Here is a 26,381-nt window from a genome sequence, read left to right as displayed (position 1 = left end):
TATAAACGGTTGAAACAAGGCCATGACAAATACTATCCAACATTCTATTCTCATTTTTAATTATAACGAAGCGGTCCTTGATAACCGAAATACTGTTCTCTACAACACGATTCTAGGACAAAAAGCTGCTTTAAAAGAAAAAGATATTAAGGGTATTCTCGTTTCGTTAAAAGATACTCCCTATTCGCCTCTGGTTAAAGAAGATCCAAACTTAGCAAATCTCGTTATGCAACTCGAAAAGCTTAGTCATGCTATCGATCTGCCCGTAGCCATTGGTGACTACAAGCGCGACACTTTTATGTATCTTAAAAAACTCAGTTCCGATACATCGGTCAAACTCTTTCAAAACATTAATACAGCACTCCTCTTTTTTAACCCAAAAGCACTTAAAAAAGAGCTTGCTGTGCTTATTTACGATGATGATAAAGAAAATGCAGATAAAATTTCAACCGAGCTTGTCAAGCTTGGCTATTCTATCGTTCATGCTCAAAATGCGGAAGATTTTAAGATCAAAGCGTCCGCTAAAAAATACGATATGACCATCACTCATTCTGCCATTAATCAAGCCAAAAGTAAGCCTACCGCACAAAGCTTAGGACTTTCAAAACAACTGGTAATCAATCTTCCTGTTTTTATCGACACAGCAGTAAATTCGCTTGTCACTATTACAGGATTAGAAGCACAAAAGATTAAACATGAGATTCGCCCTTTTAATGAAAAAATTCCTTCTCAAGTTATCATTGCTGCAATGAAGTTTAAAGGCGATATTAGTGGCATTTTCTTTCTCATCTTTCCACGAGAATTAGCGCTTGTTGCACTTGATGCTATGCTGGGAGAGGAACTTGATGCTGATGATACGGCAGCCATTGTGGATGGTGTTGCAGAGCTTTGCAATATCATTACAGGTGGAGCAAAAGTCATTTTTTCTAATAAAAAACTCAAAGTGCTTTTTGAACTTCCTAAAACTTACCTCTCACTGCAAGTAGCACTCAGTGATACGCTAGGATCTAATGGCGTTTGGATCGATATGCAGTTAGATGAAAAACCTTTTTATATGTTTATCACTAAGTAATTATTTCGTTTGTAAAACCCGCAATGCCTCAGAAAGAGGGAGATCTTCCTCTTCTTTTCCTTGACTTATCTCGATATTAGGTATCACCCCACTTGGCCAGACACTTTTTCCCTTAGGGGTACTCCAACGTGCCGTTGCAAATTTTACGGCTGTGGTGTTGGTACTAAGAGGAAAGAGTGTTGCAAATGTGTCTTTGCCAAATGTTGGCGTTCCAATGATCGTAGCACGATTGTACTCTTGTAAAACCGCAGAGACAATCTCTGCACTACCCGATGAATCAGCGTTAACCAAGATAACCAAAGGAACATGTTTTAAAAAACTGAGCGCTTCAATTTTTTCCACGTACTCTGTGCCTTCATAATCTTGTGGTGTATTCTTATACTGCTTTTTTTCCTCTTTATTACGACTTTTGACTGTTAAAATCACCTTTTCATTTTCTAAAAACAGAGACGTTATCGCAATACCACTATTCATAATTCCACCAGGATTGTCTCGAAGATCTAAAATCATGCCATTGATTTTGTGGTGTTGTGCCTCATAAAGTGTAGCGACATCTTCAAGCATTTCAGACAATGCATCTTGTGCAAATGAGCTAATTTTAAAATAGGCAATATCGTGTTCAAACATAAAAGAGCTAATGAGATCAATGGTAACCACTTTACGCGTCAACTGAAGTTCAATAGGCTTGGAACTTTTGGCTTTTAAAACAGTTAATTTGACTTTAGTATTAGGGGAGCCTCGAAGTTCTGCGACTACTTTATCAAAACCAAGATCACGCACTAAAATGCCATCGATTTGTACAATCTCATCTCCTTTTTGAAGATTCGCTTTATCTGCAGGAGAGCTATCGACGACGGATTTAACTAAAATTCGGTTACGTTTTTGGGTAATAAATAACCCAATACCAGCAACTGGTTTAGAGCTTAAATAGAGTGTTTCATACTCTTCTTCATTCAAATAGCGTCCACTCTTATCAACACTGGTGATCATCCCTTCTAAACAACTATCCATCAGTCGTTTTTCATCAAAGGGGTGAATAGATTCTTCTTTAATTTTTTGGACAACCTCTTGGTAAAAAAGAGACGGATCACTCGGAGCACTTCCAGCATTTAACACCGTTATCATCAAGACTAAAAAACCAAAAACCGATCTCAAATATATCCTTTATTTTTTATAACTGTATAGTACTACTTTTAGTTTATTTTTTCCAAACAAGAAACTTAGTTCTTTTCATGAAGCAGTAAACGCATCGGTTGCATCACAGAGTTTGTAAAACCAAAGCGCTTGTAAAAGCGATGTGCATTATCATTGTCCAAATCGCTTAAGAGTGTAATACGTTTACATGTAAACTCTTTGGCATAGGCTATAGCATGTTCAATTAACATGGAACCCGCACCTTTTCCTTGCCATGAAGGCTCGATAATCATATCTTCCAAAAACGCTACTCGCCCACCCAAAGCGGTGCTGATCGTCCATAACAGACTAACCATTCCAATGATGTTTTGCTCATTTTTAAGAACCAATACAGCTCCTACCGTTGCATCTTCCAAAATCATTCTTAGCCCTGTTTGTTGCACATCATAGTTAGGTGTAAACTCAGCTTCTTTGGAAAACAGTACCGTTAACAATTCGCTTAAACGCTCAATATCTGAGAGCTTTGCCTCTTCAACAACCAACATAGTACTCCTTCATCCTAACTGACATTGCACATTATTCTATAATTGTAACATAGGAACCTTTTTTGCTTGTTATACATTACAATGCTATAAGGAGTTTTTGATGACTATCAACGATACTCAAAATAAGATCGGTCAATTGTTTAGCAATACGCTTACACAAACTAAAAATGAAAGTTCTTCTGCACTCTCTTCGTTCGCCGAGGAATTTCATAAACAGCTTGCTGCCAACAGTAATACCAACACCAATCCAAACAAACCTGCTGCAACCGAAACAAGCGAATCAGATGCAATGGTAGAAGAGTTCAAAAATACGCTAGGTACCAAAGGAGCCCTGACTTTTTTCCAAGATTATAACAATGAAAAAATCGAAAAAATGATTGAAGAGAAAAAAGCAGAATTAGAAGGCAAACTAGGACTAAGTGCCGATACGCAACCTCCACTCACTGGCGATGCAAGAGCAGAAGCACTTACAAGTTTAGATCAGATGTTAAGTGATTTCCGTAAACAATTAATGGATAAACTAAACGCTGACAATAAAATTGACCAGCAAAATTCAACACTTAATACATTTTTACAAAAGATAGTTTAACGTTTTTGCAACACTAAAATTGTTTTATCAGGCTCGTCACCAAATAGCGTGACGGACTTGGTAGAACACAGTTTGAATGCTTTCAACTTCTTAAAGAATGCGAGCGAATGAAAATATTGCGTTATTGAGCCCTCAACTTTGCGGTAAAACTCGTCCTCTTTTTCAAACAAAACAATGTTGGTTAAAAGCTCTTTGTTTTCAAACGTTGCATCAACACATAAAAACTGATCACCTTGGTCTTGACACATCACACCTTCCGCTACACCTTCAAAACCATAAAGTGTATTGACATCACAGATAAAATAACCCTCTTTGGGTAAAACTCTTGCCACCGCTTCAAAAAAAGATTCTAACTCTGTTGCAGGGATATAGTTGAGTACATCAGCAATCGCAACAACACACTCAAAAGAAGCTTCTTCAAACGCATCTAACTCTTTGGTACTTGCATCCACACCTAATGCAAGGGCACGTTCAATCATTGCAGCACTTCGATCAATACCACATGCACTCAATTGTCTGCTTTGCAAGTGCTTTAAAAATTTACCATTACCACAACCTACATCCAAAATTGTCTTTACATGTAAAGAATTTAAAAGGTGTAAATAGATTTGATAGAGTTTTTCATACTGGGCATCAAAGCCAATGAGTGATTCGATTTTAGCGTAAAGGTCAAGAGGATTTATCATGTGTAAGCTTTATGTGGGGCTTTGAAATCAAAGCCCCAAGTAGATTTAGTCAACGAGTTCTTTTTTGAAGAGTTCTTCATCAAAGGTTTTGCCTAAGTATTCACAAACGATTCTAACGTCACGTCGTGCATTACCAAGACAGCTAGTAGCTCCTGGGCTTGGTGTCATGTTAAAGATGATACCCGTACCTGGATTGATACTTGCTTCTCCCAACATCAATTTTTTCTCTGTTTTATTGATAACTTGAGGTCTTACACCACCAAAGTTATGTGCGTATTCAAGTTCATCAAGTTGTAATGATGGAACAATTTTACGTGCATCTTTAATGAAAAGCTCTTTACCAAATTTAGGAATTTCAAAGAGGAAATTTCTAAAGATATAATTTCGAATGTCACTGTCTTTCATCAAATCCCAAAAAACTTTTGCAACTTTGCCATCAAATTGGAGTGTCTGCCAGAAATCAAGATACGTACCACCCGTGTAACGCTCTAATTTTGGAAGAACCAATGCTGTTGGACCAAAACGTGTACAACCATCCGCTAAAATATCAGGATCGCCATGCAATGCAGCAAATGGAAGTTTTGGATGTTGAACCATGTAAACTTTACCATTAAGCATTTTTTTCTTTGTCATGTAGAAACTACCAGCAACAGGTAAACATGCAAAGTCAAGACCAAAGCCCATTTCATGCGCAAGATAAAGTGAATGAGCACCCGCATTTACCACAACGAAATCAGCCGTAAACGTTTGATCTTTTGTCATAACAACGTGCATATCACCTAGCTTGGTAATATTGGTTACTTGAGAGTTCAAAAATACATCAGCAACTTTGCCTTCAATTTTTTGAGCTTCTTTTACCAAACTTTCAGTCATTTGACCAAAATCAACCGTACTGTATTCGCCACCTTCAACACCAACACCAATGATGCTATCTGGACGCTCTTTACCATTTTCATCGTAAATAAGCTTTGGCTCAATTTTAGAGAGTTTTTCTTTGTCAAAAACTTCCAAATACGGATAGAGTTCTTTAAACTCTTCGTACCTATTTTTCATATATGCCACTTCGGTATCACCCACACCGATTGCCATTTTTTGATGTGCAAATAGGAATTTCCCTTCATGCCCATGATTTACGCAGTATTTTGAGATCATACTGGCAGTCTCTTTGACTTTTTTGGCTTTGTCTAGAGTATAGTTTGTCTCTATGTCACCACAGTGAATGGTTTGAGAATTTGATGTTCCAGCAGAATTGAGTTTTGCTAAACGCTCATATTTTTCGACTAGCGCAATGCGCTTAACATCTGTATATTTTGCAAGCTCATAAAACAGAGCTGCACCTGAGATTCCGCCACCGACTACTAAGACGTCATAGTGATTTTTTGTCATGCTAAATAACTTCCTACTCTAAGATTTTAGGGTGCGACATTCTATTATAAAAAGTCCTACAAAAACTTTAAACGAAGTTTATTTAAGACTTTTAAAATAAAATTTTTACTTTACTGCGATTGCTTCGATCTCAACCAACGCATTTTTAGGCAAGGTTTTCACACCAACTGTACTGCGTGCAGGTTTATGCTCTCCAAAAAAAGAGCCATACACACCATTCACTTTTACAAAGTCATCCATATTTGCTAAAAAGATGGTTGTTTTAACCACTTTTTGCAAACTACTGCCCGCTTCTTTAAGTACGGCTTGGAGGTTTTCTAACACTTGTGTGGTTTGAGCCTCCACATCCCCATCCAAAAAGCTACCATCTGGCTTGAGTGCAATTTGTCCAGAGGTAAACACCATATCATTCACAACAATGGCTTGTGAATACGGACCAATCGCAGCAGGTGCGCTGGTCGTTGCAACAATCTTCATACATCTTCCTTTTCAAAATTTTCAATCACATTTTTAAATACTTCGACTAAAGACTCTACTTCGTGCAATGGACAACATTCATTGGGTGCATGAATGGTATCATTGACCACGCCACACTCTACGGTTGCAATGCCAAAAGCACCAAAAAAACGTGCATCGCTAGTGCCTCCTGCGGTGGAGAGTTTAGGCATTTTACCTTTTACATGTAAAAGTGCGTTACTAACTGTTTTGACGATTAAAGAGTCTTTACATGTAACAAAAGGTTGTGCACTTTCACTCAAATGAAGGCTAAAGTTCATGCCTTGAAGAACGTCTTCCACATAAACGCGGATTTTTTCCCTCTCGGTTTTGGTAGAGTTGCGGACATTGAACATAATTTTAAGATTTCCAGGCGTAACATTGCTCACTTCCATACCACCACGAATGTCGGTAATCACCATCTGCGAAGGGGTGAAATCCTCATCACCAGAATCAAGTAAATGACCTGCTAGTTTATGCAGTAGCGGAGCTACTTGATGCACAGGGTTGATCGCTTTTTCAGGATAAGCCGCATGACCTTGCTTACCTGTAATTTCAATCATACCGTTAATAGAACCTCTGCGTCCAATTTTGAGGGCGTCACCAAACACTACTTCACTCGTTGGCTCTGCCACAATCGCATAATTTGGTAAAAAAGAGCGGCGCTCTAGCTCTCTAAGGACTTCAATCGTACCATGTTTTGCATCACCCTCTTCATCACTGGTAAGAAGTGCTGAGAGTGTACCTTTGAAATTTTCTGCTTGTTTGAGTGCTTGTAAAAATGCGCACACACCACTTTTCATATCTTGCGCACCTCTGGCATACACGATGCCCTCTTTCACAAGAGGCTCAAATGGTTCACTTTGCCAACCGTGACCTGGAGGAACAACATCAATATGCCCAGCAAAACAGAGATGTGGACCTTCCCCAAAGCGTTTGTATAAAAAGAGATTTTTCGTTTTTTCGACATTTACTTCAATGACTTCAAAGTCATTCAGGTACTCTTTTATAAACGCAAATGCGCCACCATCATCTGGAGTGACGGAGACAAAGCGTAAAAGTTTTAAGAAAAGTTCTTCTGTTTTCACCATAGTACCTCTATTATAAAAGACTCTTGTTTAGATTATATATTATTTTAAAGTTTATGATCTTCCATCAAGCTTTTTTAAAGCTTAATCAATGTGGCGCCATAACCGCCCATATTGATAGGAGCATCGCCGTATGAAACCAAAGAAGGATACGTGCTTAAAAACGTTCTCACCGCGTACGCTAGTTTTCCCGTTCCTATGCCATGATAGACTAACACCTCATCAAAGCCACTCATAAGGGCGTCGCTTAAAAACTTATCAAGCCTTTCAACCGCTTCATCAGCTCTTAGCCCATGCAGATCCAAAATCATTGAGCTACTCGGGGTCTCTTTGGAGATGACAACACCTGATTTGTGCACTTTAGGCTGATTGCCTGTGCGTTTGAGCTTGGCGAGTGGCACACGAAGGCTTATGCCATCGCACTCGATCATTGCTTCTTCTTTTTTAATGCCTTTAATCACGCCCTTAGAGCTTCCATACTTGATCTTATCGCCTACATGTAAGGGTTCAGATTTTTGATCAGGAATGACTCTTTTTGTCTCTTGATGCAGTTGATTAGCCTTATTTAAAAGGCGATGCGACTCTTTGGTATCGGAACTCTTAATCGCCTTTTTTGCTTCACCAATCGCTTGATTGAACTCTTTAGACATCTTCGAATAGGCATGGTCAAACTCTTCTCTTACACGATCTTTTTCATCGCGCAATGACTCTTTGAGTTTTTCCACTTCACGGAGTCTTGCATCCAGTTCTTGAGAGGTTTTACGCATTTCAAGCTCTAAGTCGATATTTTTTTGGATCAACTCATTAAGCTTCTCTTTGTCTTCTCCGTACAAAACTCTCGCTTCTGCAACCAATGACTGAGGAATCCCATAACGAAGGGCTGTCTCAAAGGCGTAACTCTTTCCAATGGTTCCTTTTAAAAATCCATACGTTGGACGTTCGCTTTTTTCATCGTAAATTGCCGCTAAGAGTTCAACCTCAGGGTGCGTTGCAAGCAAGGATGCTAAACGTTTATGGTGCGTGGTAATGACGATTTTCATCTCTTTGTCGATGAGCTTTTCGATCATGACTTTAAACAGATTTGCTGCTTCATCGGCATCCGTTCCAAGTTCTATCTCATCCACACCAATCAGTGCTACTTTTTTACCAAAAAGCTTACTAAACTCACTCATCCGTCCCGCAAAGGTAGAGATGTCATTTTTAACATTTTGAGGATCATCCAAAATAGCAAACACTTCTTTGAAGGAACCAATACTTGAATACTTTGCATCAATGCGCATAGGAAGCAAATACTTACTCAAAATTGCAGCGGAGAGGATAGACTTTAAAAGCATCGTCTTTCCACCTGCATTCACACCCGTAATCATCAAAACCTGCTTGGAAAAATCAATCGTAATAGGTTTTGGATTGGCTAATGCTGGATGGGCAAAGTTTTCCAGCTTAATGATATTGCTCTTGGATGGGAGCACAAACTCCATATCTTTTTCTCTCGCGTATGCAACTCTGGCATAGTAGGCATCAAAACGGTCGAACTCTTTGTTCACAAAACCTAAAAATTTGAGCTGTTTAGTAAAAACCGAAGAGATCTGTTTGGCGTATTTATACACAAGCTCTTCTTTACGATCTAACAGTTCACTTTCCCGACTCACCAGTTTGGCTAAGGCTTCAGGTACGACATAGAAAAAGCCACTGCTGCTACGTCCAATGACGTTGCCTTTTAATACATGGTTAAAACCACCACGCATTAAAAGCGCTTCTTGATTGTTAATGTAATGGATTTGCTTGTCTGCTAAATAAAGTGCAACCTTTTCCGTTGAGATCAAACGGCGAAGCGTACTGTTCATCTCATCTTTAACCATCTTAAGGCTTTGAGCGATATTCGCAAACTGCTCATCCACACTAGATTTCAATTCACCTTTCTCATCAAAATAGTTACAAATTTGGGTAATTTCAGCGGGGATGAGAATACGCTCCATCCATTCGCCAAGGCTTTGGTCGTTCAGCATATTTTTAAGGTACAGCATATAGTTAATAATCTGAACAAACGCAAAAATCTCGTTAAGACGAAGCATTCCCATTTTGCTCAGATGCATGAGCGCTACATCTAAAGAAGGAACTTCTGGCAGAGGCTTCAGACGATCACGCGTAAGAAGTTCATGAATCAGTTTATAATGTAAATTGGCATCGCCCTCCATATAAAGAGGCTTTTCTCGTGCTAAGAAATGTTTAAAACCTGTTGCATAATCAACAAGATCGAGTTTAGAAAAGAGCTTTTCCATCAACGCTCTAATTTACATGTAGACATATCGATGACGATGCCTTTGTCATTTTTATTTTTATCGTTAGGAATAAAGCTTAGCGTTCCACTCACAAAGACAAATGTCGCTGAGCTAATCTCTTTGTCTGTACAGTAGAGTGTTTTCCCCTGTTTAAAGGCACTGATCATCAAACGATTTTGCTCACTTTGATGTGCGATATTTGCTTCATACATCCATGCAAAGAGAATGAAAATAGCAAGGGCTAACACAAGCCCTACTTTTGCTTTTTTGGAGAAGGTACTCTTTTTTGCATAAATTCCAAATACAACAAGAAAAACCACTGCCAAAACAAGTAAAAGTTGCATTACATCACTCCTCGTAGTTGATAGGTAATATCACCCGCTCCAAAACTAATCACCAAACCTTCATCAAAAATGTGCTGATTCGCTTCGCAAGGGAATATTTCAATACTATCATCTTTTCGGTAAACGCGCGGTGGGAAAAGTGGAGAGTAACGTGCAAACTCGTTTTCAAAGTCAATGAAAACCTCTTTTTCACCAGCTTTCCAAACCGGCAAAATAATGAGCTGATCGACCCCTTCAAAGCAGTTCACAAAACTCTCTAAGTTATCAATGGTGCGAGAGTATTTATGCGGTTGCCAAATCGCTGTAATCTTTTTAAGTCCCATGAGTTCAGCGTATTTTGTGGCTGACCCCAAAGTCGCTTTAATCTCGGTTGGGTGATGGCCATAATCATCAATCAAAGCAAAATTTTCATGCTTGGTTAAAAGATCAAAACGTTTTTTGATTCCTTTATAGTTTTTGAGTTTTTCACGCGCTGTCTCAACATCCATCTCATGAATACTTGCTAAAATTGCCAAGGAAGCATCCAGAGCCATATGTGCGCCAATGCCCCATACTTCAAAACGTCCCAAATCTTTGAGCATAAACGAGGTAAATGGCTCACCATCGCGCATAAGCGTTTGAATATCCGTAATATCTCGGCTCGGATAAAGACGAATCGCGTCTAAATCTGTAAGTGTGCTTAGAAACTCATCTTCAGCGTTGATAACACGAATCTTTGCACTCTCTAAAAAGTGGCGGTATGCCCCGTAAAAACGGTTAAAATCGTAGTTATAATACTCCATATGCTCAGGTTCAGCATTGGTGACAATTGCAATGTACGGATTGGAATTCAAGAAGCTCTCATCGCTTTCATCGGCTTCAAAGATGACATTGTTGCCCTCTTTGTAGTACATATTGGTGCCATACTGTTTACTCTCTGCGCCAATGACCAAAGAGCCCTCAACCATGGAAGCGAGCATCGCACTGGTCGTACTTTTGCCATGCGCTCCACAGACAGAAAAAACACGTCTATTTTTAAGGATAAAAAGCAATGCTTCACGACGTGGCATAATGCTCATTCCCTTTTCGCGTGCGCGTACGAGTTCTATGTTATCAGATTTAATGACCGCAGAATAAACCACTAAATCTTGGTCTGTGATGCAATCAGGGTCGTGTGGAATGCGTACATTGATACCCATCTCTTCTAAACCCGCTGTAATTTTCGTTGCTTTTATGTCAGAGCCTGTGATCTCATAACCCTCTTGTTTTAAATATTTTGCTAACGCGGAAAGCCCAATGCCGCCAATTCCTACAAAATGAACTTTTTTCAATTCAACCCTTTACAAAAATCTTTTACTTTTTACATACTTTACAAGCAAAGCTTGAAAAGCTACACCGTCTACTTCGAAGTAGAAATAAAATCCCTAATCTCTTTTAAAATCGCTTCTGTTTTCACACTGTTTTCCACAAGCGCAATGCGCACATAATTCTCGCCAACGCCACCCCGTCCTAGAAAACGACCTGGCAAAACTTTGATATTTTTCTGCTCATAGAGTTTACATGTAAAGCTCAAATCATCCTCAACTTCCAACCAAACGTAAAACGTCGCATCTACTTCTGGAACACCTAAAATTTCATGTGCAAGGCGAAGATTTTTCGCATATTGCGCACGCGTAAGCTCTACATGTTCCATATCGCTCCACGCCACAGCAGAAGCAATTTGAAGTGGTAAGGGAATGCCTGCTCCCACATAGGTGCGGTATTTTGCATAACCATTTAATATTTTCTCATCACCTGCTATGAAGCCTGACCTAAGCCCTGGAGCAGAACTGCGTTTGGAGATCGAGTTGATGACCAGTACGTTTTTAAAGCTAGGATTCCCTACATGTAAAGAGGCTTCCAATAAAGAAGCTGGTTTTTCACCCACATAAATTTCACTGTAACACTCATCGTTTAAAAGCACAATGTCGTATTTGAGGGCAAATTTCACCCACTCACCGAGTTCATCAAGACTTAAAACAGAAGTAGTTGGATTGTTGGGAAAATTGAGAATAATCAAATCTGCCTCTTTTAAGGCAGGCAAATTAATATCAGGTTTAAACGCATTCTCTTTGGTGAGGCTCAAATGCACGACACGAGCGTGGCTCGCAATCGCTGCACCTTCGTAAATCTGATAAAAAGGGTTGGTGTATGCCATAACAGGATTTGGCTTGCCATACAAAAGATACTGAGGAAAGTTAAAAAGCACCTCCCTTGTTCCAAAAGTGGAGAGCAGTTCACTTTGCTTTAGGTCAACATTAAAACGGTTTTTGACAAAACTACGTTGCGCATCATTCACATACGCTTCGCCTGAAGATTTTGGGTATTTATTCAATAATGCACTATTGTTTTTGAGTGCTTCTTGTATAAAATCAGGTGTTTCAAACTGCGGTTCACCAATAGTGAGACTCACCGCTGGATACGTACTATTTGGTGTGATATCTTTGAGCAATTCAGTTAATTTTTCAAAGGGATACGGTTCAAAATGCAATGGTTTTCCTTTTACATGTAAACGTTTTCATCAAACGTTTGGCTTATTTTGGCATTCCAAATTTTTGGGTGATTAACTCACCCTCTTCGTTGATGTACAGATAATAAAGCAAATCTTTTTTAACACTCAGTCCCGCTAAATAGCGCAATGCTAAGTTAGCTTGCAAGGATGCGATGTGCATCACAATGGGTGCAGCAATGCCGGAAGGCGTTTTATTGCTGATCTGGAAAGCTTTAAAACTACTCTGTTCAAAAAAACAGACTTGCCCATTAAAAGCCTCAACCGAACCATAAAGCCAAGGAGTGTTCACTTCTTTGGCATACGCATCAATCAGTCCTCGTGTGGGTAAATTATCAGTTGCATCAATGATGAGATCGACGTTTATACCTTTACATGTAAACGCTTCTAAGCGTCCGATGTGTGCATAAACTTTCACAAAAGGGCAACGACTTTCAATGCTCTCTTTGACCACATTGGCCTTGAGTTTTCCCTCATCACCCACTTTAAACGCGATCTGTCGGTGAATATTATGCACACTCACTTCATCAAAGTCCACGAGGTGAATTTCGCCAATTCCGGAACTTCCAAGCGCGTACGCCAAAGAACTTCCAAGTCCACCACAGCCGATGATGACGATCTTCTTAGTTTGTAAGCTTTGTTGTGTCTCTTCTCCCCACAGCTGTACTTGCCTGTGGAAATAGTGCATCATAACGCTTCCCTTTTGCTCACCTGTTTCTTCCAGCCCCAAAGCTTTCGTGCATCAGCAAGGCTCTCTTTTTCGATGGTTGCAACAAGCATTTCTTCTTTATCGCCTAAGGTCAGTTCTACATCGCCAAAAGGTGAAATCAAACTGCTATGCCCGTAAAACTGCCATGTCTCTTCTTCTTTGTAACTTCCAACACGGTTTGCTCGTAAAATATAAACGTTGTTCAGCATAGCTCGCATTTTTAAAAGTTCTTCCCAACGCCTAGCCGAATCAAATGTCGAAGAGGTAGCGGTTAAAACAACATCCACATTTTTCTTCATCACTTCCGCCCACACAGCATCAAAATGAAGCTCATAACCACTCACGATTCCAAAACGAATGCCTCCGTGCAAAAAGATAGGAAGGGTGTACTTCGCAACGGCATTGGCAAAAAATTTCTCTTCGTTCCAGTGTTTATAATTGATCAAAAATTGCTGATCGAAAAAGTGCACCGATTTTGGAGAGAAATGAGCATTGCATTTGTAGCAAAATTCACCCTTAACATTGACGATAGGAGCAATGACATGTAAATCATAATCAGCACACAGTTTTTTAAGGACTTCTATTTTATGGTTCGATTGCTCTTTGATCATTGAGATTGGCATGCCTTCCAACTCTTTGAAAAAGCTGTTGAGTGCATACTCGCTGAGTAACACCACTTCAACCTCTTTTTGCTTGCAAATGCGAAAGTAATAATCAAGTTTTGCTTCGCTCATCGGAAGCGTGCTGAGTTGCAATGCCGCTATTTTCATGCCAATTCTTCCTTCTCTTGCAATTTGGTATAGGTCAATTTTGCCTCTTCAAGCATCTTAGTTGCTTCTTTGAGAATCGCAATACCCTCTTGGTACTTTTTCATTCCCTCTTCTAAGGAAAGTTCAGGGTTGGAGAGCGTATCTAAAATAACTTTGGCGTTCTCAAGCTTTGCTTCAAAACTTTGCTTCTCTTCGTGCATGTTATACCTTTGCTTCCAGTGCTTTTTTTATGTAAAAATCAAACTTATCGTACTCTACCAAAAAAGCATCGTGTCCATAATGACTGTCGATGCAGACATAGTCTACCTTATCGCCTCTGCCCATATTTTCCATCGTCGTTTTGATAAACTCCATCTCTTCGTGCATAAAGAGACAATCACCTTGAAAAGAGATGAGCGTTAACTTCGCTTTAATATGTTTAAGCGAATCTTCGAGTGAGTCATAATTACGTGTTGCATCAAAAATATTCATCGCTTTAATGATGTAAAGATAGCTTAAAGGGTCAAAACGTTTGGCAAAACTGTAACCGTTATACTCCATGTAACGTTCCACTTGAAAACGTCCAAAAAGTTCGTACAAACCGTCCGTCTCAACATAATTGCGCCCAAATTTTTTATTCATAGAGTGCGGGCTTAAAAAGCTGATATGTCCCGCCATTCTGCCAATCGCAAAACTAAGCAGTCCCTCTTCTTCAAAATCTTCCAACTCGTAATTACCATTTTTAAAACGAGGGTCTTTGACGATGCCCTCCATGGCAATTTTATTCCACGCAATCGCCCAAGCACCCGTTGCATACGTGGTTGCAAGGAGTATCACACGTTTAGCAAAATTTGGGTACTCAATCGACATACAAAGCCCTTGCATGCCCCCCAGTGAGCCTCCAAGAATCGCATACGCCTCTTTGATGCCAAGACGCGTAAAAAGATTCATTTGAGCCTTGACCATATCACTGATAGTAAGAACGGGGAATTTCAGACGTAGTGGCTCTTTGGTTTTAGCATTCATGCTCATAGGACCCGTTGATCCAAAACAGCTTCCCAAAATATTGACACAAATGACACAATATTTTGTCGTATCAACGATTTTGCCGTCCCCTATAAGCGGATCCCACCAACCAGCCTTTGTCTCGCCTTCATAGCGACCTGCAGCATGATGACTTCCCGTGAGCGCATGAAACACAATGATGACATTGCTTTTGCTCTCGTTCATTTCACCATACATCTCGTATTTGAGATCATAGGTTTCTAAGATACGCCCACTCTCTAAGTAGAGCGGTTCGTCAAAATGTTCTACAAAGGTTTGTATTTTCACAATTGACCTTATTTAAAATTGGGGTCAAATGACCCCGTTACTCATTAATTAACGCGATAATTTGGTGCTTCGTGTGTGATGATAACATCATGCACGTGGCTCTCTTTAAGGCCCGCACTCGTAATTTCAACAAATTCAGCTTTTTCTTGATAATCAATAATATCACGCGCACCCACATATCCCATAGATGATCGCAAGCCTCCAACCATTTGGAAAATGACATCGCGGATCGACCCAGCATGTGGCACACGTCCTTCAATTCCTTCTGGAACGAGTTTGTCAGCAGCCGTTCCCTCTTGGAAATAACGATCGCTACTTCCTTTGGTCATCGCACCAATACTACCCATACCCCGATACGTTTTGTATTGACGTCCTTGATAGGTAATAAACTCACCTGGACTCTCATCGGTTCCTGCAAGAAGGCTTCCTACCATAACACTTTGAGCACCAGCAGCCAATGCTTTTGCAAAATCGCCAGAGTATTTAATACCGCCATCAGCAATGACAGGAACGCCATATTTACGGCCTACATCAGAGCACTCCTCAATGGCTGACATTTGAGGTACACCCACACCTGAAACGATACGAGTCGTACAAATACTTCCTGGTCCAATGCCTACTTTAATGCCATCAACACCCGCTTCAACGAGCGCAAGAGCCGCTTCTGCCGTCGCAATATTTCCTGCAATAATGTCAACTTTAAGCTCTTTTTTAATAAGTTTAACCGTATCAATAATACCTTTTGAATGTCCATGAGCAGAGTCAAGAACCAATACATCCACACCTGCCTCTTCTAAAGCACGAGCACGATCCAGCTGACCTACACCAATGGCAGCACCAACGCGAAGTCTTCCAAATTCATCTTTATTGGCATGAGGATACTCTTGGCGTTTTTTAAGATCTTTAATCGTAATAAGACCTGCAAGTTTATTATTTTCATCTACAATAGGAAGTTTCTCAACTTTATTGGTTCTAAAAATTGCCTCTGCGTCATCTAAAGTGGTTCCTTTTTTGACGGTAATCAAAGGCATTTTGGTCATTAACTCTTCCACATTTTTGCTATAGTCATTTTCAAAACGAAGGTCACGATTGGTTAAAATACCAATCAAGATGTCATTGTCATCAATAACAGGAACACCAGAAATGCGGTACTCTGACATAATAGTAAGGGCTTCTTTAAGGGTAGCTGTTGCTTTAATGGAAACAGGATCGATGATAATGCCACTTTCACTTTTTTTCACACGTTTAATTTCACGTACTTGAGATTCAACGTCCATGTTTTTATGGATAATACCAATACCACCTAATCTTGCCATCATAATCGCAGCACGGTGCTCTGTAACGGTATCCATTGCCGCAGATACTAAAGGGATATTCAGTGTAATATTTTTGGTAAGTTGTGTTTTGATATCTACCTCTTTAGGTAAAATCTCTGAATATTTTGGTACTAATAGTACATCTTCAAATGTCAATGCTCTTTTTCTAATTTTCATGTGTTTCTCCTATAACCCTAATTCTCTCTCTAAGCTAAGCGCTCCATCCAAAAGTGCTTGCTCACCATACGCTTGACCAATAAGTTGTCCTCCAACAGGAAGCCCTTTGCTGTCCATACCAAGAGGAACGGAGATACCTGGAAGCCCTGCTAAGTTGAGTGAAATAGTATAAATATCACTCAAATACATCTCTAATGGATCTGCTTTTGAACCAAACTCAAACGCACTCGTTGGAGTCACTGGCATAAAGATCAGATCCGCCTCTTTAAAAATTGCTTCATACTGTGCTTTGATAAAATGACGCGCTTTTTGCGCTTTGATGTAATACGCATCGTAATAACCACTGCTTAGAACGAATGTCCCCAAAAGAATTCTTCGTTTTACTTCCTCACCAAAACCAAGGCTTCGGCTTTGAATAAACATCTCTTTGAGGTTTTCATTGCTTCCACGATTACCATAACGAACACCATCATAACGGCTCAAGTTCGCACTCGCTTCTGCGGTGGCAATCACATAATAAGTCGCGATGTCATATTTGGAGTTGATAAAATTACGATAAATAATTTTATGCCCCGCTTTTTCCAATGCACGAATTCCATCCATCATACGCTCGCGCACTTCTGGGCTGGCTTCGTTTAGATAGTTTTCAATAACGGCAATCGTCATCTTACGATCTGCATTGAGCTTATCTGCTACACTTTGGTGTGCCATGTTTGCACTGGTGGAGTCTTTTGGCTCATGCCCTGCAATGATGTCATATAAAATTGCCGCATCTTCAACATTTTGGGTAATCGGTCCAATTTGATCGAGTGAACTTGAATACGCACCCAAACCGTAACGACTTACTTTTCCATAGGTTGGCTTAAGTCCCACGCATCCGCAAAAGGCGGCTGGCTGGCGAATACTTCCACCCGTATCACTACCAAGGGCTGCTATGGCAATGCCACCTGCAACCGCAGCAGCACTACCACCACTACTTCCACCGGGGACACATTTTGGATTGTGTGGGTTGAGTGTTTTACCATAAAAGGATGATTCGGTTGAGCTTCCCATCGCAAATTCATCCATGTTGGTACGACCAAATGGAGAGAGTCCATGACGAAGCATATTATCAATTACCGTAGCATTGTAAGGTGCAACATACCCTTGAAGAATGTTTGATCCACTGGTAACTTCCCAGCCGTTTACTTGAATATTATCTTTAATCGCAATCGGAATACCTGCGCCATACTCACATAAAGGTTTACATGTAAGCTGTTCAACATAGGCACCCAAACTTTTTGTCGCTTCAATTTTTTTCTTTAAATCACTTCTAAATGCTTCTATTTCTTCTTTGGGAAGTTTCAATGCCTCTTTTAAGGTTATCAACGCCTCTCCTTTAATTTCTTCGTTTTAACATTTACTAAATAGACACATATGCCGATAACACCAAAAATGGCACCGACCGTTTCAAAAATAAAACTAAGCTCAATAGGAGCGCTAAAATCAACCATTTAATGCCTCATTACATCTGTGGCAAAGTTCTTCTTCGCTTTTTGCACGGTATTTCCAACAACGTGGACATTTACATTTCGTCGCTTTAAGGATTTTAAACGAGTCTCCTGCTACTTCAAACACACCCATTTCACCCGCTTCATCATGCTCAATCACTTTACTCACCGTAAACCAATCTTCCGCATCTACTTTTTCAAGAGCTGTAATTTTGGTTGAACTTGTTTGAAGAACTAATTCTAAGGTTGATTTGATAATTTTCTCTTTTTTAAGCGCATCAACGATTTCAAAGAATTTCTCTCTCGCTTCCACCATGTAGGCTTCATCAAATGAAGTCGCGATAGCAGGTAACGGCTGATACACAAGATCAAACACACTCTCACAATTTTGTTTCAAAATAGAAGGTGCGTACTCCATCATCTCATCGATCGTATAGGTCAATGTTGGAGCCATAAGAACCATCAATTTCTCAGCAATGAGCGCCATAGCACTTTGCGCTGAGAGACGAAGTGAGTCATTTTTAGCATTACAGTAGAGTCTATCTTTAGAGATATCAAGATAAATTCCACTGAGTTCCACTGCGATAAAGTGGTTTAGAAGTGCAAACCCTTTGGAGAATTCATACTCTCTAAAGTACCCTTCTGCTTCATCAAAAACCGCTTTGGCGTGTGCTAAGATCCATTGATCCAAAACGCCCATTTGCGAAAATGGCATAATCGTTTCAAGGTCATTCACGTTAGCCAACAAAAACCGAAAGGTATTGCGAATTTTACGGTACTGCTCGCTGATCTGTTTTAAGATATTATCGCTGATTTTAAGGTCTGTCGTGTATTCACTCGTTCCTACCCAAAGGCGAAGAATTTCGACACCATGACTTTTTGCGATATCTGTAGGAGCAACAACATTGCCCTTAGATTTGCTCATCTTCTCGCCCTTTTCATCCACTGTAAAACCATGCGTTAAGATTTTTTGATATGGAGCGATGCCATTGTTTGCAGTACTGACCAAAAGTGAACTTTGAAACCAACCACGATGTTGGTCACTTCCTTCAAGATACATTGTCGCAGGATAATGTCCCGCGTCATAGTCAGGAGACTCAAGAACTGCTTTCCATGTGCTACCACTGTCAAACCAAACATCCAAAATATCCATGACTTTTTCAAGGTTTTCAGGGTTATAGCCACTGTTTGCAACCAAAAGGTCTTTAATCTCTAAATCCCACCACGCATCCGCACCTTTTTCTTCAAAGATGTTGGCAATATGCGTAACGACGTTAGCATCAAAAATTGGTTTACCCGTAGTTTTGTCTCTAAAAAATGCGATTGGAACACCCCAGTCACGTTGACGAGAAATACACCAATCAGGTCTATTTTCAATCATCGAGCCTAAACGGTTAATACCTGATTTTGGATAGAAACGCACTTTCCCAAGTTCATCCATTGCCATTTTACGAAGGCTCTCACGTCCGCCAACCGCTTCATCCATCGCGACAAACCACTGTTTGGTTGCGCGGTAAATGACAGGCTGATGGGTTCTCCAACAAAATGGATAGGAGTGCGTAAACTTTGAACATTTCAAAAGTCTTGTTCCCAAAAGCTCCAAGATACGCTCGTTGCATTTAAAAATATGCTCGCCTACAAAACTCTGCGCATCTGGAAGGAGTCCTAAACGAACCACCGTCTCATCGTAACAGCCTCGCTCATCGACCGGCATTACGACTTCAAGACCATAACGAAGCCCTACTTTGTAGTCATCATCACCATGTCCCGGAGCGGTATGAACACAGCCACTACCGCCATCCATCGTAACGTGATCGCCTAGAATTAATTGCGATTTTCGCCCATTGAGTGGGTTGAGTGCAAAACTGTTTTCAAGCACGCTTGCTTTAAACGTTTTCACGATCTCACCGGCAATAACACCTTGCTCTAAAAGTTTTACATGTAAAGGCTCAGCCACGATGTAACCGTCACTGGTAAGCACATAGTTTTCATCAGGACTAAAAGAAATACCCACGTTCGCAGGCAATGTCCATGGCGTTGTTGTCCAGATAATCACTGAAGCATCGCCGCTAATTTCAAGTTTCGCTTTTGCTTCAGGGCTCAGTGCAAATGCGACAAAAATTGAGTAGTCTTCTTTGTCTTCATACTCTACTTCTGCTTCTGCAAGCGCACTACGAGCTGCCCATGACCAATAAACAGGTTTACTTCGCTCAACCAAAAGTCCTTTGTCTGCGACACCGCATAAAGCACGGTAGATATCCGCTTCAAATTTAAATTTCATCGTCATATACGGATTGTCCCAATCAGCAATAACTCCTAAAGATTTAAACTCTTCGCGTTGAATATCAATAAATTTGCGAGCATGTTCACGACACAACTCTCTGATTTTACTTTTAGCAAGTGCGTCTTTTTTCTCTTTACCAAGATTTTTTTCAACTTGTTGTTCGATTGGAAGTCCATGACAATCCCAACCTGGAACGTAACGTACTTTCTCACCAAAAAAGTAATGTGTTTTAATAATCACATCTTTAAGCACTTTATTGAGCGCATGTCCAATGTGAATATGCCCATTGGCATAAGGAGGACCATCGTGAAGAATAAACGTTTGAGTGGCATTTTCTCTATTTTTAATCATTCTTGCATAAGCGCTCTCCTCTTTGGAAAACCACTTTGCATAACGTGCAGGTTCGTTTTGGGGCAAGTTGCCACGCATTGGAAAATCAGTCTGTGGAAGAAGCAAGGTCTCTTTATAGTCCATTAATAATCTCTCCTTAGAAGCTACGGAGTTGGAAAACTCTTTACATGTAAGCGTCTCTTAAAATGAGGCAAGTTTATCTAAAAACGATTTAAGAAGCACTTACGGTATAATGCGAGATACGTTATGATTCAAAGTTTTAGTCTGCCAACGCTGTTGGCAAGCTTTAGTGCCCTAGTGGCTAACGTAGTCAAAACAGTTTTACTTTTTTGACGTCATCAAAATTAAAAAGGTATTCCTATGAAAAGCTCTTTGATCGTAGTCGGTAAAGCACTACGATACAATCTGCCATTTTTGAACTATATCCATGCCACCATTACGAAACATCTTGACCTTCCCGATCAGACTGTTTATATCGATAAAAACGATAAAGACCTCTTTTTTGTTCTCGAAGAGTCTATTGCACATGCCGATGAAATTGTCATTGTCACTTCCAACGACAGCTTCAATCTGGTCAACAAAGTCATTGCAACGCTGGGAGAAGAATCGCTGGAACTCAAAGCGGGCATGCTCATTCCTTCCAAAACAGTACGCTTTGAAGACAATAGTTATCTTTTAGAGCGAGAGGGGAAACACATCAATGTCATTAAAGCATGTGAAAATAAAAAACTTCCACCTGTTTTGATCGAAAACAGCAATAGCTCGGCACTTTTTTCTATTATAAACATTGATGAAGACTCTTTAAAAATCCTCGTTGAGCCGCTTGCGCAAAACTATGAAATTCGTATTACGCCAACGACTATTGTGGACGGTTGGATTATGGTTGAAGCTATCTCCAATAAATATGGCAACCTAGAGAGTTTCTTTAAAGCTATCAAATCACTCCTTCCGACAAAAGTTATCAACCATCCAGATGTTATTGAGCATATTTCCCAATGTTTACAACGAGAAGAAAAAACACTGAGTATTGCTGAGAGTTGTACAGGAGGACTAATCGCGTCCATGCTGACTAAACGCTCAGGTGTCTCTGCTGTCTTCAAAGGTGGCATTGTCTCTTACTCTAACGACATTAAAGAATCATGGCTGGGCGTTAACCCTGATACGATTGAGCGTTTTGGTGCCGTCAGTGAGCTCTGTGTACGCGAAATGCTAGAAGGTGTTCTTAATGCCAGCCTCTCTGATTATGCCATTGCAACCAGTGGTGTAGCAGGGCCAACAGGTGGCACTCTTGAAAAACCAGTTGGCACAGTGTATGTTGGAGCACGCAATAAAGAGGGTGATATTATGATTGAGAGACTTCTTTTAGAGGGCGATCGAGAATACATCCAAACCCAAAGTGCATACCATGCCTTAAAGTTACTTTTACATGTAGGCGAAAGTATTTTTATAAAAAGTGAAAAAATGTCTTGACAAATGACTTTTTTTTCTCTATAATTTCAGCCTCATTACGAGAAGAACGGTGAATGACTCGTTAGCTCAGTCGGTAGAGCATCTCCCTTTTAAGGAGGTGGTCGATGGTTCGAATCCATCACGGGTCACCATTCATTTTTTGTGCGACCCCATCGTCTAGTGGTCCAGGATCCCGCCCTTTCACGGCGGTTACAGGGGTTCAAATCCCCTTGGGGTCGCCAAACAAATTCTTCTTTAGTGTCCCTAATGGTCGTTTAGCTCAGTTGGTAGAGCGCCACCCTTACAAGGTGGATGTCAGAGGTTCGAGTCCTCTAACGACCACCATATGCGCGGCGGTAGTTCAGTTGGTTAGAATATCGGCCTGTCACGCCGGGGGTCGCGGGTTCGAGCCCCGTCCGCCGCGCCACGATTTTGTTTTCCCTCAGCATTTTCTTATTTGTTATGAAACTGTCTGAGCATGACTCGTTAGCTCAGTCGGTAGAGCATCTCCCTTTTAAGGAGGTGGTCGATGGTTCGAATCCATCACGGGTCACCATTGTCCTAAACAAACACACTTGTGCGACCCCATCGTCTAGTGGTTAGGACACCGCCCTCTCAAGGCGGGAACGGGGGTTCAAGTCCCCCTGGGGTCGCCATTTCTTCTTCCCAGTTTTTTAAACTCTATTTCCTCGTTGATTCATTCCTTCATTTTCATACATATCAATTTCACGCTTATACTCTGGGTTCGCTTTTTTAAGCTCTTCATCCATAAATGCAATGAGTTTAGCATCCGCATTACGATGACTTGCAACCAATAAAACAAAATTAAGATAAACCTTGGATATCTTTGGAGCAACCCCCTTCTCTTTCACAGGGAAAGGGCACTCTTGAGCAGCTTTTAAGATAGCATTGGTAAGATCATTGCGTGAAGAAGTACGTTGCGCCACGATATCAATTAAAGCCTCAATAGCGATTTTACGTGCTTTTTCTTCTTGTGCATGCGTATGAGCGACTTCGACAACAACGGTTTTTTGCAGATTGGCGACAACAATAAAAAGTGAGATTAAAACAATGGCAATAACCGCAACAATCGTAATAATGAGATAATTTTCTTGCATTAAGGAAAACCCCTCTTAAGTTTTTGCCTATTATAGCACAACTTAAAAGAGGGGCAAACAATCCCTCTTTTACTCTATAACGTTTTTGTCATCTCGCGTTTAGGATAAGCAAAAGCTATGACAAGTGCAACAATCGCAACCGTATAGTAGACAAAGGTAGGTACGGGAATTGGATCACCTGCGGCGTACGAGTGCATGCCAGAGAGGTAAAAGTTAACCCCAAAATAAGTCATAATGATTGAAGAAAAGACAACGGTTGAGGCAACAGCAAAGACAAATGGCGTATTAAGTTTTGGAATAAACCTAAAATGTACAACAGCGGCATAAAACAGAATCGAAACTAATGCCCATGTCTCTTTAGGATCCCAGCCCCAATATCTGCCCCATGACTCGTTAGCCCAAACGCCTCCTAAAAAGTTACCGATGGTTAAAAGACTAAGTCCTAAAATCATCGCCATTTCATTAATGCGAGTTGCTTCAATAATATTACGATCAATTTCTTGATTGCGTTTAGTTTGCTTTTTGTTGCGCAAGATAAAAAGGATCAGCGTAAAAAAGCCCAAAAGGGAACAAAGACCTAAAAAGCCATAGCTTGCTGTAATCACCGAAACGTGAATATTAAGCCAATAAGATTTTAAAACAGGGACCAAGTTCGTGATTTGTGGATCCATCCAACTAAGGTGTGCTACAAAAAGCGTAACACCCGCTAAAATAGAGGTCAATGCAAGCGATACAACGGACTGGCGTGAGAAAAAGATACCTGCAAGCGCTATCGCCCATGCAATGTAAATCATGGACTCGTAACCATCACTCCATGGTGCATGTGTTGAGATATACCATCTTAGCCCAAGACCTGCTGTATGGACTAAAAAAGCTACAAAATTGATCGCTAAAACAACTTTGGTGATATAGCGAATATTTAAAGATGATTTCACCATTTTAGCAAAGATGAAACAGAGTAAGACTAAACCGCTGAGAAGATAAACGGGTGTGAGACGATCAAAAATCTTTGCGTGGTTAAAGAATGTCTCTGCTTTAATACGACTGCTACTTGGAATAATGTCAGAACCATACTGCTCTTGGTACGACTGTAGTTTATCCAGAGCTTTATTTGCATTCTCCCAACTTCCTTTTTCTAAGCCTTCACCAATAGATTCAAAATATCCACCTAAAAGAGCTCTTACTTCATCGCCCTCTTGTTTAGAGAAGTTCATCACTGCTTCTTGCGGAGCATACCATCGTTTGCTAATGTCATTTTGCTTTGGAATCATTTTAAAGACTTCACCCGTGTAAACCATGTAACAAATATTGACACGCTCATCGACTTTGAGAATATCTTTATCAAACTGGTTACGAAGAGCTGGTTTTTTACGATTAGCTTCTTCCGAATACTTCGTTAACTTAAAACCATGATCGCCCTCTTTTTCAAAAAAGTCATTAAAAGAGGCATATTTTTGATTTTCAGGAATACCTATAATCTTTTTAAGCTCAGGATGAAATACTTTGATAATAGGTAATCCTTGCCATTCAGTAGGAGAACTCATCATACTAAGGGCAACTTGATTTGCACTCATTCCCTCATACGTTGAGCTACCATAGATTTTATTGAGAAGCTCTGTAGAGACAGTATCGATAGGCTTAATTCTTCCATCCACACTTTGCACAAGTAAACTTCCAAATTTATCGGCATGCTTTACATCATACTGCTTCAAAAAAGAGACATAATCTTCTGTAGTGTACGTCGGGGTAGTGGCAGCAGCATGTAAATTGCTTCCTTGCATCACTGCAAGCCCTATAAAGAGCGCTAAAAGAATTGATTTTATCTTAGCCATATCTTTTTGTACCATCCCTGCGAGTTTGCGAAAACGGCTTTTTGGATTGAGTAAATTGAAAAAGAGTCCTATTGATAAAAGAAGGTATCCAAAATAGGTCGGAAGTTTTCCAGGGTCATTATTTACAGACAAGATTGTTCCTTTTTCATCTTTATCGTATGAGCTTTGGAAGAAACGGAATCCTCGATAATCAAGAACATGATTCATATAGATACGAAATGGCATATGAACCCCTTTTTCAACGTCCATAACTTCTACTTCACTTGCATACGACATTGGAGACATTGATCCAGCATAACGATCGAGCTGGAATTCATTGAGTTTAATTGCGAAAGGAAGTGTAAACGTTTGAGAACCCCACTCAAAGATAAAAGGGATACCAGCTATTGTCTCTTTGGTTTGTTTACCTTCGCTTCCTTTACCTTGTCCAAACATGGCAACCTCTTTGGTCTCGCCTTTGAAGGTAACATCGACAAGAAGAGCGGAAATAGCATTGCCTTTAGCCATTGGAGTTTTATCTGCAACCACTTTCTCTTTACCTTTTAAACCAATATAACGTGGTGCAAAATTAACATTGCCAATCGTATAAAGCTGACCTGTAATAAAATCTTCTTTTTTATCTGCATCATATTCGCCACGTTTATTTTCTGCCATTTTAAACCAAGCAATTTTCGTTTTTGAAGTGAAATAAAATTTGCCATCTTCAAGCGTAAAACGTATTTCTTCTTTTGAATGTTGTGTTGGCTTACCATTAAAACTAAAGACATACTCACTTGATTCGTATGTTTCGCCCTCTTTTAAAACAACATTGAGGCTTTCACCGTACCCGCTGAGCATCATTGAAATCATCGGAATACCTTGTGGATCATCAACAACTTTTGCAGTAGCATTAGGTAGGTACTCTTTGAATTTTACAACTGCTTTATCGCCAGCTACATCAAAATTGAAAGAGAATCTATTGCCACCTACTTGAGAAATAAGCTGAGGATGACTGTAACTATAAGGCTTACCCTCTTTAAGAGCACTCACTTGGATAAAAGCATCACTCGACAACACTCTGTTTTCTTCCATTCCATTTCTTACATGTAAAGTTCCCTCAAAGCCAAAATAACGCGTCATGCCAGAACCAATAAGAATAAAAATAAAACTAAGGTGAAAAATAAATGAAGGTAATTTATCAAGAGTATAAAGTTTATATCGGATGATATTGTTAATTAAAATGAGCCCTAATGCCACTTGAAGTAACTCAAACCACCAAGAGGTATAAATCAGTGCCCAACTTGTTTCGACACCAAAATCATTTTCAATAAAAGTTGCTACCCCACTAAAAAGTCCAAAAAACACTAAAAGGATGATTGCTGACTTCATCGAAAAAACCTGCTTCAATACAAAATCCATAAAACTCCCTTGTCTGGAAAAATTGAGTTAT

General features: G+C 40.1%; 22 protein-coding genes and 6 tRNA genes. 9 read left to right on the top strand and 19 right to left on the bottom strand.

All coding sequences use genetic code 11. The annotated features are described in order from the left end of the window. Window positions 1-22: 22 nt before the first annotated feature. Window positions 23-1,072 carry a chemotaxis protein CheX gene (locus SAR02S_RS02820; protein ID WP_041956682.1) on the top strand — a complete coding sequence of 350 codons (1,050 nt, stop codon included), beginning with the start codon at window positions 23-25 and terminating at the stop codon, window positions 1,070-1,072. Here the strand turns inward: SAR02S_RS02820 and SAR02S_RS02815 are convergent, their stop codons facing one another. Both SAR02S_RS02815 and SAR02S_RS02810 read right to left on the bottom strand, forming a co-directional pair. After that, window positions 1,073-2,227 (bottom strand): S41 family peptidase, encoded by a 1,155-nt coding sequence (locus SAR02S_RS02815; RefSeq protein WP_041956679.1) that lies wholly within the window; start codon window positions 2,225-2,227, stop codon window positions 1,073-1,075. A gap of 65 nt (window positions 2,228-2,292) precedes the next feature. Then, window positions 2,293-2,751, bottom strand: coding sequence for a GNAT family N-acetyltransferase (locus SAR02S_RS02810; protein ID WP_041956677.1), 459 nt, complete (start codon window positions 2,749-2,751; stop codon window positions 2,293-2,295). Window positions 2,752-2,851: 100 nt separating this feature from the next. Between SAR02S_RS02810 and SAR02S_RS02805 the strand changes: the two genes are divergently transcribed. Then, window positions 2,852-3,340: a hypothetical protein gene (locus SAR02S_RS02805; protein WP_041956675.1), complete on the top strand. Its 489-nt coding sequence runs from the start codon at window positions 2,852-2,854 to the stop codon at window positions 3,338-3,340. Here SAR02S_RS02805 and SAR02S_RS02800 read toward each other — a convergent pair. The 15 genes from SAR02S_RS02800 to ileS all read right to left on the bottom strand — a co-directional run bounded on the left by SAR02S_RS02800 (window position 3,337) and on the right by ileS (window position 20,676). Continuing rightward, on the bottom strand, window positions 3,337-4,026 hold the full coding sequence (locus tag SAR02S_RS02800) for a class I SAM-dependent DNA methyltransferase (protein ID WP_041956673.1): 690 nt from the start codon (window positions 4,024-4,026) through the stop codon (window positions 3,337-3,339). The genes SAR02S_RS02805 and SAR02S_RS02800 overlap by 4 nt on opposite strands. A 45-nt stretch (window positions 4,027-4,071) precedes the next feature. Next, window positions 4,072-5,412 carry an FAD-dependent oxidoreductase gene (locus tag SAR02S_RS02795; protein WP_041956671.1) on the bottom strand — a complete coding sequence of 447 codons (1,341 nt, stop codon included), beginning with the start codon at window positions 5,410-5,412 and terminating at the stop codon, window positions 4,072-4,074. 105 nt (window positions 5,413-5,517) lie between these two features. Continuing rightward, complete coding sequence (locus SAR02S_RS02790; protein WP_041956669.1) at window positions 5,518-5,889, bottom strand: RidA family protein; 372 nt, start codon at window positions 5,887-5,889, stop codon at window positions 5,518-5,520. Then, entirely contained in the window at window positions 5,886-6,998 is a 1,113-nt protein-coding gene (dapE, locus tag SAR02S_RS02785; protein WP_041956667.1) for a succinyl-diaminopimelate desuccinylase, read from the bottom strand. The genes SAR02S_RS02790 and dapE overlap by 4 nt, the downstream gene beginning before the upstream one ends. Window positions 6,999-7,072: 74 nt before the next feature. Then, window positions 7,073-9,274, bottom strand: a complete 2,202-nt coding sequence (locus SAR02S_RS02780) for an endonuclease MutS2 (protein ID WP_041956665.1) — start codon at window positions 9,272-9,274, stop codon at window positions 7,073-7,075. Continuing rightward, window positions 9,274-9,618 (bottom strand): hypothetical protein, encoded by a 345-nt coding sequence (locus tag SAR02S_RS02775; protein ID WP_041956664.1) that lies wholly within the window; start codon window positions 9,616-9,618, stop codon window positions 9,274-9,276. The genes SAR02S_RS02780 and SAR02S_RS02775 overlap by 1 nt, the downstream gene beginning before the upstream one ends. After that, a complete protein-coding gene (murC, locus tag SAR02S_RS02770) occupies window positions 9,618-10,928 on the bottom strand; it encodes a UDP-N-acetylmuramate--L-alanine ligase (protein ID WP_041956663.1) in 1,311 nt (436 codons plus the stop codon). The genes SAR02S_RS02775 and murC overlap by 1 nt, the downstream gene beginning before the upstream one ends. Window positions 10,929-10,996: 68 nt before the next feature. Beyond that, on the bottom strand, window positions 10,997-12,127 hold the full coding sequence (locus SAR02S_RS02765; RefSeq protein WP_041956662.1) for a succinyldiaminopimelate transaminase: 1,131 nt from the start codon (window positions 12,125-12,127) through the stop codon (window positions 10,997-10,999). A gap of 43 nt (window positions 12,128-12,170) precedes the next feature. Continuing rightward, window positions 12,171-12,836, bottom strand: a complete 666-nt coding sequence (locus tag SAR02S_RS02760; RefSeq protein ID WP_041956660.1) for a HesA/MoeB/ThiF family protein — start codon at window positions 12,834-12,836, stop codon at window positions 12,171-12,173. Beyond that, window positions 12,833-13,624, bottom strand: coding sequence for a carbon-nitrogen hydrolase family protein (locus SAR02S_RS02755; RefSeq protein ID WP_041956659.1), 792 nt, complete (start codon window positions 13,622-13,624; stop codon window positions 12,833-12,835). Before SAR02S_RS02755 ends, SAR02S_RS02760 begins: the two co-directional genes overlap by 4 nt. Continuing rightward, window positions 13,621-13,824 carry an exodeoxyribonuclease VII small subunit gene (gene xseB / locus SAR02S_RS02750; RefSeq protein WP_041956658.1) on the bottom strand — a complete coding sequence of 68 codons (204 nt, stop codon included), beginning with the start codon at window positions 13,822-13,824 and terminating at the stop codon, window positions 13,621-13,623. Before xseB ends, SAR02S_RS02755 begins: the two co-directional genes overlap by 4 nt. Window position 13,825: 1 nt before the next feature. Next, window positions 13,826-14,938: a homoserine O-acetyltransferase MetX gene (gene metX, locus SAR02S_RS02745; RefSeq protein ID WP_041956657.1), complete on the bottom strand. Its 1,113-nt coding sequence runs from the start codon at window positions 14,936-14,938 to the stop codon at window positions 13,826-13,828. 41 nt (window positions 14,939-14,979) lie between these two features. Beyond that, window positions 14,980-16,428 (bottom strand): IMP dehydrogenase, encoded by a 1,449-nt coding sequence (guaB, locus tag SAR02S_RS02740; protein ID WP_041956656.1) that lies wholly within the window; start codon window positions 16,426-16,428, stop codon window positions 14,980-14,982. Window positions 16,429-16,437: 9 nt separating this feature from the next. Further along, window positions 16,438-17,796, bottom strand: a complete 1,359-nt coding sequence (gene gatA / locus SAR02S_RS02735; RefSeq protein WP_041956655.1) for an Asp-tRNA(Asn)/Glu-tRNA(Gln) amidotransferase subunit GatA — start codon at window positions 17,794-17,796, stop codon at window positions 16,438-16,440. Between the two features lie 117 nt (window positions 17,797-17,913). After that, on the bottom strand, window positions 17,914-20,676 hold the full coding sequence (ileS, locus tag SAR02S_RS02730) for an isoleucine--tRNA ligase (RefSeq protein WP_041956653.1): 2,763 nt from the start codon (window positions 20,674-20,676) through the stop codon (window positions 17,914-17,916). A gap of 237 nt (window positions 20,677-20,913) precedes the next feature. Here ileS and SAR02S_RS02725 point away from each other — a divergent pair, with 237 nt between their 5' ends. The 7 genes from SAR02S_RS02725 (at window position 20,914) to SAR02S_RS02695 (ending at window position 22,658) form a co-directional block, all read left to right on the top strand. Beyond that, complete coding sequence (locus SAR02S_RS02725) at window positions 20,914-22,023, top strand: CinA family protein (protein WP_041956651.1); 1,110 nt, start codon at window positions 20,914-20,916, stop codon at window positions 22,021-22,023. 55 nt (window positions 22,024-22,078) lie between these two features. After that, window positions 22,079-22,154: transfer RNA gene (locus SAR02S_RS02720), tRNA-Lys, on the top strand. A gap of 14 nt (window positions 22,155-22,168) precedes the next feature. Continuing rightward, window positions 22,169-22,244 (top strand) — tRNA-Glu (locus SAR02S_RS02715). Window positions 22,245-22,271: 27 nt separating this feature from the next. After that, window positions 22,272-22,347, top strand: a tRNA-Val gene (locus SAR02S_RS02710). 5 nt (window positions 22,348-22,352) lie between these two features. Beyond that, window positions 22,353-22,429: transfer RNA gene (locus tag SAR02S_RS02705), tRNA-Asp, on the top strand. A 53-nt stretch (window positions 22,430-22,482) separates the two neighbouring features. Further along, window positions 22,483-22,558 (top strand) — tRNA-Lys (locus tag SAR02S_RS02700). 25 nt (window positions 22,559-22,583) lie between these two features. Further along, window positions 22,584-22,658, top strand: a tRNA-Glu gene (locus SAR02S_RS02695). A gap of 18 nt (window positions 22,659-22,676) precedes the next feature. On the opposite strand, the gene SAR02S_RS02690 is transcribed toward SAR02S_RS02695, so the two are convergent. Next, entirely contained in the window at window positions 22,677-23,120 is a 444-nt protein-coding gene (locus SAR02S_RS02690) for a hypothetical protein (protein ID WP_041956649.1), read from the bottom strand. 74 nt (window positions 23,121-23,194) lie between these two features. After that, window positions 23,195-26,350 (bottom strand): cytochrome c biogenesis protein CcsA, encoded by a 3,156-nt coding sequence (locus SAR02S_RS02685; RefSeq protein WP_041956646.1) that lies wholly within the window; start codon window positions 26,348-26,350, stop codon window positions 23,195-23,197. Window positions 26,351-26,381 lie beyond the last annotated feature (31 nt).

The organism is Sulfurospirillum arsenophilum NBRC 109478 (assembly GCF_000813345.1).
GTDB lineage: Bacteria > Campylobacterota > Campylobacteria > Campylobacterales > Sulfurospirillaceae > Sulfurospirillum > Sulfurospirillum arsenophilum.
The sequence above is the reverse complement of the archived record's forward strand: the minus strand, read 5'-3'. Positions and strand labels throughout refer to the sequence as shown.